Source organism: Streptomyces sp. NPDC020742 (genome assembly GCF_040641675.1).
Taxonomy (GTDB): Bacteria; Actinomycetota; Actinomycetes; order Streptomycetales; family Streptomycetaceae; genus Streptomyces.
Window position 1 is genome coordinate 1 of record NZ_JBFAEA010000040.1, and the last position, 12,232, is coordinate 12,232.

A 12,232-nucleotide genomic window follows, 5' to 3' on the forward strand; every position below is an offset into this window, starting at 1 on the left:
GTGGGGGCCGGGGCCCGTCTCACGACTACCGGTCGGGGACCACTTACGCCCGCCCCCACTCACCGTTTTTCTCCCCCTTCCACGGGAGGGGGTGGGCCTGCGGGGGTGGGTGTCCAGACGTAAAGCGAAGCAGTCTGGACACCCACCCCCGCAGGACCACCACCGCAGCCGACAGCCCCGCGCAGCGGACCCGCCCGCCGCAGGCGCCACAGCGCGAAAGCCGACAACGTCGGAAAGCACCCAGCCGCCAGGCCACGGCGGCAAAGCCGACAACGTGGGAAAGCCGCCCGCCGCAGCGGCAGCGGCGTTAAGGCGTCGCGTGGGACGGCCCGCGGCGCTGCTGTTCGGCGCGTGCCACGTCCTCCGCGGCGCGCAGCGTCCGGACCGCGTTCTGCCAGGTCAGTTTGGCCAGGTCGGGGTTGGACCAGCCGCGGCGCTGGAGTTCGGCGATCAGGTTCGGATAGCCGGCGACGTCGTCCAGGCCGTCCGGGGTGAAGGCGGTGCCGTCGAAGTCGCCGCCGATGCCGAGGTGGTCGATGCCGGCGACCTCGCGCATGTGGTCGAGGTGGTCGGCGACGGTGGCGGCGGTGGCCCTGGGCCGCGGGTGGGCGGCCTCGAAGGCCCGCTGGACCGTCATCCCGGCCTCGGTGGTGTCGAGCGGGTGCAGCCCGTGGGCGCGCATGTTCTCGTCGGCGCGCTGCGTCCACTCGACGGCGGCCGGCAGCACGAACTTCGGCACGAAGGTGGCCATCGCGACACCGCCGTTGGCGGGCAGTTGGGCGAGCACGTCGTCGGGGATGTTGCGCGGGTGGTCGCAGACGGCGCGGGCCGAGGAGTGCGAGAAGATCACCGGCGCGGTGCTGACGCGCAGGGCGTCGCGCATGGTGTCGGCGGAGACGTGCGAGAGGTCGACCAGCATCCCGCAGCGGTTCATCTCCCGTACGACCTCCTCGCCGAATGCCGACAGGCCCTGATGGCGCGGGGCGTCGGTCGCGGAGTCCGCCCAGTCGATGGTGTGGTTGTGGGTGAGGGTCAGGTAGCGCACGCCCAGGCGGTACAGGGCGCGCAGGGTGGCCAGCGAGTTGTTGATGGAGTGGCCGCCCTCGGCGCCCATCAGGGAGGCGATCCGGCCCTCGGCGCGGGCCGCCTCCATGCCGTCGGCGTTCAGCGTCAGGCGCAGGTCGTCCGGGTAGCGGGCCACCAACTCCCGTACCACGTCGATCTGTTCGAGGGTGGCGCTGACCGCCGCGTCACCGGCGAGGTCGGCGCGGACGTACACCGACCAGAACTGCGCGCCGACCCCGCCGGCCCGCAGCCGGGGCAGGTCGGTGTGCAGGTGCGCGGACTGGTCGGTGGCGATGTCGCGCCGGTCGAGGTCGTAGCGGACCTGCTCGCGCAGCGCCCACGGCAGGTCGTTGTGGCCGTCGACGACCGGCCACCGGGCGAGCAGGTCTCGCGCGGCCTCCCGGTCGTTCGGCGTCACTTGCCGCCGCCGAAGCCGAAGCCGTTCGGGCCGACGGCCTTGTTGCGCAGCCGGCGGCCCTTCTCGGTGGCCTGTTCGTTGAGCTCCTGCTGGAACTCCCGCATCCGGCCGAGGAGTTCCCCGTCGTGCGCGGCGAGCATCCGGGCGGCGAGCAGTCCGGCGTTCCGGGCCCCGCCGACCGAGACCGTGGCGACCGGCACCCCGGCCGGCATCTGCACGATCGACAGCAGCGAGTCCATCCCGTCGAGGTACTTCAGCGGGACCGGGACACCGATGACCGGCAGCGGGGTGACGGAGGCGAGCATGCCGGGCAGGTGGGCGGCGCCCCCGGCCCCGGCGATGATCGCCTTCAGGCCGCGGTCGGCGGCGTCCTCGCCGTAGGCGATCATCTCGCGCGGCATCCGGTGGGCCGAGACGACGTCGACCTCGAAGGGGATCTCGAACTCGGTGAGGGCCTGGGCGGCGGCCTCCATGACCGGCCAATCCGAGTCGGAGCCCATGACGATGCCGACTACGGGGGCGTTGGAGGGGCGGCGGTCGGGTGCGGGGCTGGCCGTCATTCGGTGATCGTTCCTCGCAGGTAGCCGGCGGCGTGCGCGGCGCGCTCACGCACGTCCGCCAGGTCGTCGCCGTAGGTGTTGACGTGTCCGACCTTACGGCCGGGCTTGACGTCCTTGCCGTACATATGGATCTTCAACTGCGGGTCCCGCGCCATGCAGTGCAGGTACGCGGAGTACATGTCGGGGAAGTCGCCGCCGAGGACGTTGGCCATCACCGTCCAGCGGGCCCGCGGGCGCGGGTCGCCGAGCGGGAGGTCGAGCACGGCACGGACGTGGTTGGCGAACTGCGAGGTGATCGCGCCGTCCTGGGTCCAGTGGCCGGAGTTGTGCGGGCGCATGGCGAGCTCGTTGACCAGGATGCGGGGGGTGCCGTCGGCCGCGACCGTCTCGAAGAGCTCGACCGCGAGGTGACCGACGACCTCCAGCTCCTTGCCGATCCGCAGCGCCAGCTCCTGGGCCTGGCCGGCCAGCTCGGGGTCCAGCTCGGGCGCGGGCGCGATCACGGTGTCGCAGACGCCGTCGACCTGGACGGACTCCACGACGGGGTAGGCGACGGCCTGGCCGTGCGGGGAGCGGACGATGTTGGCGGCCAGTTCGCGGACGAAATCCACCTTTTCCTCCGCAAGGACCGGCACCCCGGCACGGAAGGGCTCCTCGGCCTCCTTGGAGGATCGTACGACCCAGACGCCCTTGCCGTCATAGCCACCCCGGACGGTCTTGAGGACCACGGGAAAACCTTCACCTTCGGCGGCGAATCGCGCCACGTCCTCGGGGTCGGCGACGATGCGGTGCCGTGGGCAGGGCACGCCGATGGCGTCCAGCTTCGCCCGCATCACCCCCTTGTCCTGGGCGTGCCGCAGCGCCTCCGGACCGGGCCGGATGGCGATGCCGTCCGCCTCCAGGGCCCGCAAGTGCTCGGTGGGCACATGCTCGTGGTCGAAGGTGAGCACATCGCAGCCGCGCGCGAAGGCACGCAGGGTGTCCAGGTCGCGGTAGTCGCCGATGACGACATCGCTGACCGCCTGGGCCGCCGAATCCTGCGGGGTGTCGCTGAGGAGCTTGAACTTGATGCCGAGGGGGATACCCGCCTCGTGGGTCATTCGGGCGAGCTGACCGCCGCCCACCATGCCGACTACCGGGAATGTCACGCTCCCAGGGTATCCGCACGGCGTCTCGGCGCCGACCCCGGCTTGGACGATCCTCCGAGTTCGCACGTTCGAAGATCACTGCAAGCGGGCTCCGTACCGGGCATTAGTGTCAGGCACGGGTGTGCGAGGGGCGCCGGGCGCGGGGGCCCGGCCGAGGGGAGGCCGGATGGACAACAGCGGCATATCGAAGGGCGCCAGGACGCTGGTGATCGCCGTCGCGGTCGCGGGGCTGCTGGTCGCCCTGCACTCCGTCGTCAGCCAGCTGTCCGCGCCGGAGGTCTTCGGCCCGGACGACACCGAGATCACGGTGTCGCCCGGGGACCGCTTCAGCGTGCGGATCACCGACGGCCCGGCCGACGGCGCGCGTTGGATCATCGCCGAGCCCCGCCCCGACCCGGCCGTCCTCAGGGCGGCCGGGGTGCGCGAGGCCCCCGACCCCACCACCCCGTCGGTGGGCGGCCCGGCCCGCTTCCTCGACTTCGAGGCGGTGCGCCCGGGACGTACCGACTTACGGCTGTTGCGCTGTCGGCGGTGCACCGCCGACGCGGCCGACGAGCCCGGCGCCCGGACCCTCAACTTCCGTGTCAGGGTCGGCTGACCGCCCTTGTCGCACGGTCCGTTGCGCGAGGGGACAAGGCGGCGGGCACCGCCATCCGGGCGTGGTTAGCATGAGGGAGCGGGCCGCGGTTGACGGCCGCGAACACCGTCCACGCCGGGGAGCTGAACGACCACCATGAGTGAGCGGAGCGCACTGCGGTCGAGACTGGAGGCGCTCGTACGGGAACTGGTGAAGTTCGGCGCCGTCGGCGGCGCCGGCGTCGTGGTCAACTTCGCGGTGTTCAACCTCGTTCGGCATCTGACCGACGTCCCCGTCGTACGGGCCAGCATCATCGCCACGGTCGTGGCGACCGGCACCAACTACCTCGGCTACCGCTACTTCGCCTACCGCGACCGCGACAAGCAGGGCCGCACCCGCGAGCTGACGCTCTTCCTGCTGTTCAGCGCGATCGGCCTGGTGATCGAGAACGGCCTGCTGTACGTGGCGACCTACGGCTTCCACTGGGACAGCCCGCTGCAGAGCAACGTCTTCAAGTTCGTCGGCATCGGCCTGGCCACGCTCTTCCGCTTCTGGTCCTACCGCACCTGGGTCTTCCGCACCCTGCCCGCCCGCGAGGCCATAGAGACGGCCGAGTCCTTCCTCGCCGACGGGTCGCAGCGCCCGCGCAGCGCCTCCCGCAAGTAGTCGCCCAGCCCGCAGGGCGGCTACTCCTCGACCGCCTCCGCCTCACGGGCCAGGAACAGCGCGAAGACCGGCGGATGCTGCTGCAGCAGCTCCAGCCGCCCGCCGTCCGCCTCCGCCAGGTCCCGGGCGACGGCCAGCCCCAGCCCGGTGGAGTTGCGGCCCGAGACCGTCCGCTCGAAGACCCGAGAGCCGAGGTCCGGCGGGACCCCCGGCCCGGCGTCGGTGACCTCGACGACCGCCTGGTTGCCGGTGACGCGGGTACGCAGCGCGACCGTCCCGTCGCCGTGCATCAGCGAGTTCTCGATCAGCGTGGCCAGCACCTGGGCGACCGCGCCCGGGGTGCCCACGGCCCGTAGGCCCTTCTTGCCGGAGCGGACGATGGCGCGTCCGGCGCTGCGGTAGGCCGGGCGCCACTCCTCGATCTGCTGCTTGACCACCTCGTCGAGGTCGAAGGCGACCGCCGAGCCGGAGCGCGGGTCACGGGAGTTGGTCAGCAGCCGCTGGACGACATCGGTCAGCCGCTCCACCTGGGCCAGCGCGATGGTGGCCTCTTCCCTGACGGTGCCCAGGTCGTCCGTGACGGTGATCTCCTCCAGCCGCATGGACAGCGCAGTCAGCGGGGTCCGCAGCTGGTGCGAGGCGTCCGCGGCCAGCCGGCGCTCGGCGGTGAGCATCCGGGCGATCCGCTCGGCGCTGGCGTCCAGCACGTCGGCGACCCGGTCCAGCTCCTGGACGCCGTAGCGGCGGTGCCGCGGGCGCGGGTCGCCGGAGCCCAGCCGCTCGGCGGTCTCGGCGAGGTCGGTGAGCGGCGCGGTCAGCCGGCGGCCCTGGCGGACGGCCAGCACCACGGCCGCGAGGATCGCCAGCAGCGCCACGGCCAGGATGACCAGCAGCGTCCGGCCGATCTCCGAGCTGATCGTGGAGCGGGACTCCTGCACCGTGACGGACTCGCCTTGGTCGCCGCGCACGGTGGACTGGATCACATCGCCCGCGGGGCGGTGTCCGATCTCGATCGGCGGCTTGCCGGGCACCTTGATCTCGGCGTGCCGCTTGGCGGTGATCTGCTCGGAGAGGACGTCCGGCGTGATCTTCTCGCCGCTGCCCAGCCGGCTCTCCACTATCCCCACGAGCCGGACCGCCTCGGAGGCCACGCTCTCCTGCGCACCGGACTGGATGGTGCGGGTCTCGACAATGACGAGCGAGACGCCGAAGACGGCGATCACGACGAGCACCACGGCGAGCGTGGAGTTGATCAGGCGGCGGCGCACGGGTCCTGGACCTCGTCAGCTCTTCTCGAAGCGGAAGCCGACCCCGCGGACGGTGGCGATGTAGCGGGGGTTGGCGGCGTCGTCCCCGAGCTTCTTGCGCAGCCAGGAGATGTGCATGTCGAGGGTCTTCGTGGACGACCACCAGGTGGTGTCCCAGACCTCCCGCATCAGCTGGTCGCGGGTGACGACCCGGCCCGCGTCCCGTACCAGGACCCGCAGCAGGTCGAACTCCTTCGCCGTGAGCTGGAGTTCCTCCTCGCCCATCCAGGCGCGGTGGGACTCGACGTCGATCCGTACGCCGTGGGTGGCGGGCGGCTGCTGGGGCTCGGCGGTGGAGCCGCGGCGGAGCAGGGCCCGTACCCGGGCGAGGAGTTCGGCGAGCCGGAAGGGCTTGGTGACGTAGTCGTCGGCGCCGGCGTCCAGGCCGACGACGGTGTCCACCTCATCGGCCCGGGCGGTCAGCACCAGGATGGGGAAGGAGTGGCCTTCGTTGCGCAACCGGCGGGCGACCTCCAGGCCGTCCATGCCGGGCAGCCCCAGATCCAGGACGACGAGGTCGATGGCGCCCTGGAGACCGGCGTCGAGCGCCGTCGGGCCGTCCTCGCGCACCTCGACTTCGTAACCCTCGCGGCGCAGGGCGCGGGCGAGCGGCTCCGAGATGGACGCGTCATCCTCGGCGAGCAGTACACGGGTCATGGCCCGATGGTAGTCCGATGTGTGGTGACCGAGGGGTGGACCAGCGCGGATGGCTCAGGGCGGACCGTGCGCCGGGGTAGCCGCCCTGAGCTGCGACGAGCCGTTCCGTGTGCGGGCGCGCGCGGGCGGGCGCGGTCGCGCAAGGAGGCGTGCGGAGTTCCCGGTCACAGTGTGACCGTTGTCTCACCCATCCCAACACGAGGTTAACCGGACGTATGGTGGCGGCAACGTCCAACGCACAACCGCCGGGGCCGTGACGCACCTGACGTCATCGGTCCCTCGTTGTGTGCGGGTCCGGCACCACCGGTCCCGATACACAGTGACCGACCTGTCGACCGGGTCCGCCGCGCGAGCAGCACGGGGGGCGTGGATCCCGGCGTCGGGACCGTCCTGCTGGTGCCGCCTGTCAGAAGGCTGCCCGGCAGCGCGCCCCTTGGACGTGGGCGTTGGCAGGTCCTGCGCCGGATGCGGTCATCCCCCACCGGGCGCGTGCGGCCTTCCCAAGCGTCCCGAGCAGCAAGGAATCACTATGGCGTCCAGCCTGGCGAAGGGCGCCGCTCAGCAGGGGAACCCTGCGGACGGCGGCAAGACCTTCTTCGGCCATCCCCGAGGACTGGCCACTCTCTTCATGACCGAGATGTGGGAGCGCTACAGCTTCTACGGCATGAAGGCCCTGCTCCCGCTGTATTTGATCGCGCCCGGCGGGATGAACATGAACCCCGCCACAGCCACGGCCATCTATTCGGTCTACATGTCGATGGTCTACCTCCTCGCCATGCCGGGCGGTTGGGTCGCCGACCGCTTCTGGGGTCCGCGCAAGACCGTCATCGTCGGCGGGGCGGTGGTGATCCTGGGTCACCTGACGCTGGCACTGCCCAGCGCGGGCTTCTTCTTCGCGGGCCTGGCGCTGGTGGCGCTCGGCTCCGGCCTGCTCAAGGCCAACATCTCCACGATGGTCGGTCACCTCTACAGCGGCCCGACGGATCCGCGCCGCGACGGCGGCTTCACGCTCTTCTACATCGGCATCAACCTCGGTGCCTTCCTCGCGCCGCTGTCCATCGGCACGATCGGTGAGGACGTCAACTGGCACATCGGCTTCGCGCTGGCCGCGGTCGGCATGGCGCTCGGTCTCGCCCAGTTCCTGATCGGCACCCGCCACCTGAGCGCGACCAGCGACCTCGTCTCCAAGCCGGCGACGCCCGAGGACAAGGCCAAGGTCCTGCGCCAGGGGCTGATCTGGCTGGCCGTCGCCGCGGTCTTCTACGTGGTCGTGGTCGCCGCGGGTCTCTACACCATCAACTGGGCCCTGGTGCCGCTGACGCTGGCCGGTCTGTTCATCCCGGTCGCCGTGCTGTTCCGGATGAAGCGCGACAAGGAGCTGACCGGCGAGGAGCAGTCGAAGCTCTCCGGCTACATCTGGTTCTTCGTCCTCGCCGCCGTCTTCTGGATGATCTACGACCAGAACGGCTCGACGCTGTCGATCTTCGGTGAGAAGTCGACCACCAACCAGCTCTTCGGGTTCGACTTCCCGACGTCCTGGTACCAGTCGCTGAACCCGATCTTCATCATGGCGCTCGCCCCGGTGGTCGCCTCGGCCTGGCTGTGGCTGAACAAGCGCGACAAGGAGCCGAGCACCGCCGTCAAGTTCGCCTCCAGCCTCGGTCTGATCGGCGTCTCGTTCGTCGTCTTCCTCATCCCGCTGATCGACACCGCCGCCAACGGCGGCCGGGTCAGCCCGATGTGGCTGGTGGCGGTCTACTTCGTGCAGACCGTCGGTGAGCTGTGCCTCTCCCCGGTCGGCCTCTCGGTCACCACCAAGATGGCGCCGGCCAAGTACGGCTCGCAGATGATGGGTGTCTGGTTCCTCGCGGTCACCTCGGGCGACTCCGTCACCGGTCTGCTGTCGACCGCGGGCGTCGACCTGAATACGACCTTCGCGGTCGGCGTGGAAGCCGCCGTCGCGGTCGCCGCCGGCCTGGGCATCTGGACGGCCCGCAAGCGGATCAAGGAGCTGATGGGCAGCGTCAACTGACGTCTGCTCCCCGGATGTCCGAAGGGGGCGTCGCACCGTCGGTGCGACGCCCCCTTCGTCCGTCTCCGGAAGGTGCCGGTCAGCGGATGCGCGTCCGGCGCCGCGGGGTGAAGGTGAAGACCGCGGCACCGAGCAGGACGACCGTGCCGGCGACCAGACCGAGCGCGGTCAGCGCGCCGTGGTCACCCGCGCCGGTCTCGGCGAGGCCGCCGCTGCCGCCCGAGGCGCTCGCCGGGCCCGCCGTGCCGCCGGAGGCCCCGGCGCCGCCCGAGGCGCCGCCCGCCGCACCGCCCGACGTGCCGCCCGACGTGCCGCCCTGCTGCGCCGAGGTGTCCAGGGCGAGCGAGACGCCCGGGTCCTTCTCCGGGGTGCAGGTGGTGGTGGTCCCCAGGGCGTTGACGGTGAGCACCCCCGGGGTCAGCGTGGCCTTGCCGGTGGCACCCGGCTTGTAGGTGCCCTTCAGATCGGGGATCGCGATCGGCTCACCGGACTTGATGGGTCCGGCGTTCGGCGGGCCCTGCACCGCGACCGAGCCCTTGTCCGCACCGCCCACCGCCACGGCCATGGACGGCTTGACCGCACCCTTGGGGATGTCCGCGGGGCTGTCCATGACGGACTTCTTGAACTGCACCGTCAGGTCGTAACTGCCGCCCTTCTTGACGGCGTTGATCTGGACCGGCGAGGTCGCCTTCTTGTCGCCGATGGGGGTCTTGCAGGCGTAGGGGACCATGATCTCCTTGCCCTTGTACGCGGTGCCGTCGGGGTCGCCGCCGCTGCCACCGGACGTACCGCCGCTGCCGCCGGTCGTGCCCGCGCTGCTGCCGCCGGTCGTGCCGCCGCTGGTGCCACCGGACGTGCCGCCGTCGGTGCCGCCGGTCGTCCCGGCGCTGGTGCCGCCCGACGTACCGCCGCTGGTGCCACCCGACGTACCGCCGCTGGTGCCGCCGGACGTCCCCCCGCTCGTGCCGCCGGTCGTGCCACCGGTCGTGCCGCCCCCGCCGTCGGTCACCTTGATCGTGACCGCCGGCTTGACCTGCTCCTTCGGCGAGCACTTGGTGTCGGTGGAGATCGGCTTGTTGACGTTGATGTTGTAGAAGCCGGGCGCCAGGGTGACCTCACCGGCCTTGGTCAGCTTCAGCTTGCCCGTCATGTCGGACAGCTTCATCGGGGCGCCCTTGGGGATCGGCGGGTTCTTCCGCGGCCCCTGCATCGACACCTCGCCGGTCTGCGCCCCGGCCACCTTGACCGTGCCGGTCGGCTGGACGGTGTCCGCGCCCAGATCGAGGATGTCGGGGTTCTTCGACGCCCCCTCGACCGTCTTCCAGACCACCGTGACCTCGTCGCCCACCTTCGCCGTCGCGGGCGCGCTGACGTCCACCTTGGTGGTGCCCTGGATCGGCGGCATCCCCGATATCGGCGGTGGCAGGCACTCCGTCTTGTACGACACCTCCGCTGCCCGGGCGGTGCCGGCCGTGGCCATCACGCCCGCCCCCGCGAGCACCAGCGCGGCCACCGGGGCCACCGCCGCTCTCCTCCGTTGCCTCATCACGCAGAACCTTTCGACGTCGGTCGTTCGGTTGATGTGGTGGTGGACGGTGCGGTGTCCGGGGTGAACCACGGCAGCGCGGACGGGCCGCCGGCCGACGTGGTGCCACCTGTGCCGGCAGCAACTGCCCCTCGGCGCGGGCGTACCCGGTCCACGACCGCCATGCCGATGCGGAACACGGCCGTGGGGATCACCAGGCTCAGCAGCACCCAGAAGAGCGTCACGCCCCAGGGTCTGCCGACCCCCCAGGGCTGCTCGACCAGGACCTTGCCGCCGTATCTGAGGGAGACCAGATAGTCCCCGTGGGCGCCGGCCGCCAGCTCGACCGGCAGTCTGACCTCGGCCCGCTTCCCGGCGGGTACGGTCCCCCGCCACTGCTGCTCCTCCCACTGGGGTGCGAAGACCCCGTGGGAGGTGCCGACCTGGAAGACCGGGTTCCGGGCCGGCGCCGAACCGAGATTGCCGACCGTGACCCTCAGCTCGCGCTGCGGCGGGGCGCCGAACCAGGTCAACAGGCCGCTGCTGCCCTCCAGCCGCGGCTGGGCGAGCACCGTCAGCCGGCCGCCGGCCGGCTCGTCGGGCAGCGGCGCCACCGGATGGCCGGCGACCGTGAAGGCGGCGTCCGCGGTGGCCGCCGCGCCGGTCACCGTCGCCACATGCACCACACAGGGGCAGGGCTTGGGCGGCTCGGCGACCGGGAGGCTCCTGCGGAAGGCGCCCCGGGCGTCGGCGGTGACCGCCCGCCCATCCCCGTTCGCACAGGAGTTGCTGCCGCCGATCATGTTCTGACCGCAGATCAGCAGCGTGAGCAGGGCCTTGGGCCGCCAGCCGCGGCCGGTCACCGTGATGCTGCCGCCCTTGCCGGCCTCCGTACGGGAGAGGTGGAGGACGGGGCGCCCGTCGTCGGAACGGACGGCCGCGCCCGCGGCGGTGGCCGGCGGCAGGACCAGGGCCAGCACCGCGCACAAGGCCAGTGCGGCCGTGGTGCGCCGCCGGGTGCCCGCGCCGGAGCCGCCGGTCACCGCGGGCCGGGCCGCTGCGGGCCGGGCCGTTGCGGTGCCCGTCCCGCCGCTCATGCCCGGGCCCCCGATCCGGTGCGCGCCACGTCCGTCGCCCGGCCGGCCGGGGCCCCTGCCGGAGCGGATGCGTCCGCCGCCGGGCCGCCCGGTGCGCCGTCGACGGTCCGCTCCCCGGCGGCCCGCTCCCGGCGGCCCCGGTGCCCGGCGCTCCACTGACCGGCCGGCCGCCCGCCAACGGCCCGTTCCTCGTCGGCCCGCCCGTCGGCGACCGGCTCATCGGATAACGGGCCGCCCTGCCCGCCCCTGTCGCCGTCGCCCGGGCGCCCGGCACGGCGCCGCAGCCGTACGGCCACCAGCCCCGCCGTCCCCGCCACCAGCACCAGCGCCGCCCCGATGCCCGCGCCCCAGGGCAGCGCCGGGTACGAGGCGGTCGCGGAGCCGCCCGCGCCGCCCGCCGCGGTCACCGCGAGGCGCACCTCCACCGCGTCCAGCGCGGGCGGGTCCGGCCAGCGCTCCGTCAGGTCGAGGCTCTGTCCGGGCCGCAGCCGGACCGGCAGGGTGCGGGCGGTGCGGCGCAGCAGCGTCCCGGTCACCCCCTCGGCGCGCACCGCCAGCCGCGGGGTGAGCGTGGTGTTACCGCGGTTGACCAGCGTGTACCGGATGACCGCCGCGCTCCCCCGCCCGCTGACCGTGACGTTCTCGACGGTCAGCGCGGACAGCGTCGCCCCGGTGATCCGCAGGTGCACCGGCACCACGGCCCGCCGTCCCTCCCCGCCACCGCCGTCCGCCACCACGGCGCCGCGGTACGCGCCGGGGGCCGCCCCGCGCGGCACGGTCACCGTGAACGGGACCGCCGCGCGGGTCCGCGGCGGGACCCTGACCGTTGTCGAGGCGGGCCGGAGCCAGCCGCCGACGGGGGACCCGGAGCCGCGCAGGCGGACGGTGACGGGGCGTCCGGTGGGGTTGCTCAGGGCCAGCCGGTCGGTCAGGACGGTGCCCGGCGTGCCCTCCAGATAGACGTACGGACGGTCCTGCGGGCCCGGCTCGGCGCCGGCACCCGGCGCGGGTGCGGCGGACCAGCCGCGGTCCGCCGGTGCGGCCCCGGCCGCGGCCGGGGCCAGCAGCACGGCGGCGGTCGCCAGGACCGCACCGCGGACCACGGTGCGAGGACGGAACGGCATCGGCGGCTCCTGGTGCTCGTACGGTGACCGTTGCGGACGGGGTGCGGCGCGGCCCG

11 protein-coding genes are annotated in these 12,232 nt (G+C 72.7%); 3 read left to right on the top strand and 8 right to left on the bottom strand.

Translation table 11 applies throughout. From position 1 onward, the window contains the following. Positions 1-307 precede the first annotated feature (307 nt). Genes AB0G84_RS34670 through AB0G84_RS34680 form a run of 3 tightly spaced genes read right to left on the bottom strand, consistent with a single transcriptional unit; the run spans position 308 to position 3,191 of the window. A complete protein-coding gene (locus AB0G84_RS34670; protein WP_361330141.1) occupies positions 308-1,483 on the bottom strand; it encodes a dipeptidase in 1,176 nt (391 codons plus the stop codon). Beyond that, positions 1,480-2,043 carry a 5-(carboxyamino)imidazole ribonucleotide mutase gene (gene purE / locus AB0G84_RS34675; protein WP_361330143.1) on the bottom strand — a complete coding sequence of 188 codons (564 nt, stop codon included), beginning with the start codon at positions 2,041-2,043 and terminating at the stop codon, positions 1,480-1,482. Before purE ends, AB0G84_RS34670 begins: the two co-directional genes overlap by 4 nt. Next, a complete protein-coding gene (locus tag AB0G84_RS34680; protein WP_361330146.1) occupies positions 2,040-3,191 on the bottom strand; it encodes a 5-(carboxyamino)imidazole ribonucleotide synthase in 1,152 nt (383 codons plus the stop codon). The genes purE and AB0G84_RS34680 overlap by 4 nt, the downstream gene beginning before the upstream one ends. Positions 3,192-3,357: 166 nt before the next feature. Between AB0G84_RS34680 and AB0G84_RS34685 the strand changes: the two genes are divergently transcribed. Together AB0G84_RS34685 and AB0G84_RS34690 are read left to right on the top strand one after the other, a co-directional pair. Then, positions 3,358-3,789, top strand: a complete 432-nt coding sequence (locus tag AB0G84_RS34685) for a protease inhibitor I42 family protein (protein WP_361330149.1) — start codon at positions 3,358-3,360, stop codon at positions 3,787-3,789. 135 nt (positions 3,790-3,924) lie between these two features. Then, positions 3,925-4,434 carry a GtrA family protein gene (locus tag AB0G84_RS34690; protein ID WP_361330152.1) on the top strand — a complete coding sequence of 170 codons (510 nt, stop codon included), beginning with the start codon at positions 3,925-3,927 and terminating at the stop codon, positions 4,432-4,434. Positions 4,435-4,454: 20 nt separating this feature from the next. Here the strand turns inward: AB0G84_RS34690 and AB0G84_RS34695 are convergent, their stop codons facing one another. Beyond that, positions 4,455-5,702, bottom strand: a complete 1,248-nt coding sequence (locus AB0G84_RS34695; RefSeq protein WP_361330155.1) for an ATP-binding protein — start codon at positions 5,700-5,702, stop codon at positions 4,455-4,457. A 15-nt stretch (positions 5,703-5,717) separates the two neighbouring features. Then, on the bottom strand, positions 5,718-6,398 hold the full coding sequence (locus AB0G84_RS34700; RefSeq protein WP_361330158.1) for a response regulator transcription factor: 681 nt from the start codon (positions 6,396-6,398) through the stop codon (positions 5,718-5,720). Between the two features lie 529 nt (positions 6,399-6,927). On the opposite strand from AB0G84_RS34700, the gene AB0G84_RS34705 reads away from it, so the two are divergent. Beyond that, on the top strand, positions 6,928-8,430 hold the full coding sequence (locus AB0G84_RS34705) for an oligopeptide:H+ symporter (RefSeq protein ID WP_361330161.1): 1,503 nt from the start codon (positions 6,928-6,930) through the stop codon (positions 8,428-8,430). 79 nt (positions 8,431-8,509) lie between these two features. On the opposite strand, the gene AB0G84_RS34710 is transcribed toward AB0G84_RS34705, so the two are convergent. From AB0G84_RS34710 to AB0G84_RS34720, 3 genes are read right to left on the bottom strand one after another with little or no spacing between them, the layout of a single operon-like run. Beyond that, positions 8,510-9,976 (bottom strand): hypothetical protein, encoded by a 1,467-nt coding sequence (locus AB0G84_RS34710; protein WP_361330164.1) that lies wholly within the window; start codon positions 9,974-9,976, stop codon positions 8,510-8,512. Next, entirely contained in the window at positions 9,976-11,052 is a 1,077-nt protein-coding gene (locus tag AB0G84_RS34715; RefSeq protein ID WP_361330167.1) for a hypothetical protein, read from the bottom strand. The genes AB0G84_RS34710 and AB0G84_RS34715 overlap by 1 nt, the downstream gene beginning before the upstream one ends. Next, positions 11,049-12,176, bottom strand: coding sequence for a hypothetical protein (locus AB0G84_RS34720; RefSeq protein WP_361330170.1), 1,128 nt, complete (start codon positions 12,174-12,176; stop codon positions 11,049-11,051). The genes AB0G84_RS34715 and AB0G84_RS34720 overlap by 4 nt, the downstream gene beginning before the upstream one ends. Positions 12,177-12,232 lie beyond the last annotated feature (56 nt).

Coding starts and splice junctions, on each gene's coding strand:
- AB0G84_RS34720 (WP_361330170.1), bottom strand. CDS start 12,176: ATGCCGTTCCGTCCTCGCACCGTGGTCCGCGGTGCGGTCCTGGCGACC.
- AB0G84_RS34710 (WP_361330164.1), bottom strand. CDS start 9,976: ATGAGGCAACGGAGGAGAGCGGCGGTGGCCCCGGTGGCCGCGCTGGTG.
- AB0G84_RS34700 (WP_361330158.1), bottom strand. CDS start 6,398: ATGACCCGTGTACTGCTCGCCGAGGATGACGCGTCCATCTCGGAGCCG.
- AB0G84_RS34685 (WP_361330149.1), top strand. CDS start 3,358: ATGGACAACAGCGGCATATCGAAGGGCGCCAGGACGCTGGTGATCGCC.
- AB0G84_RS34690 (WP_361330152.1), top strand. CDS start 3,925: ATGAGTGAGCGGAGCGCACTGCGGTCGAGACTGGAGGCGCTCGTACGG.
- AB0G84_RS34715 (WP_361330167.1), bottom strand. CDS start 11,052: ATGAGCGGCGGGACGGGCACCGCAACGGCCCGGCCCGCAGCGGCCCGG.
- purE (WP_361330143.1), bottom strand. CDS start 2,043: ATGACGGCCAGCCCCGCACCCGACCGCCGCCCCTCCAACGCCCCCGTA.
- AB0G84_RS34705 (WP_361330161.1), top strand. CDS start 6,928: ATGGCGTCCAGCCTGGCGAAGGGCGCCGCTCAGCAGGGGAACCCTGCG.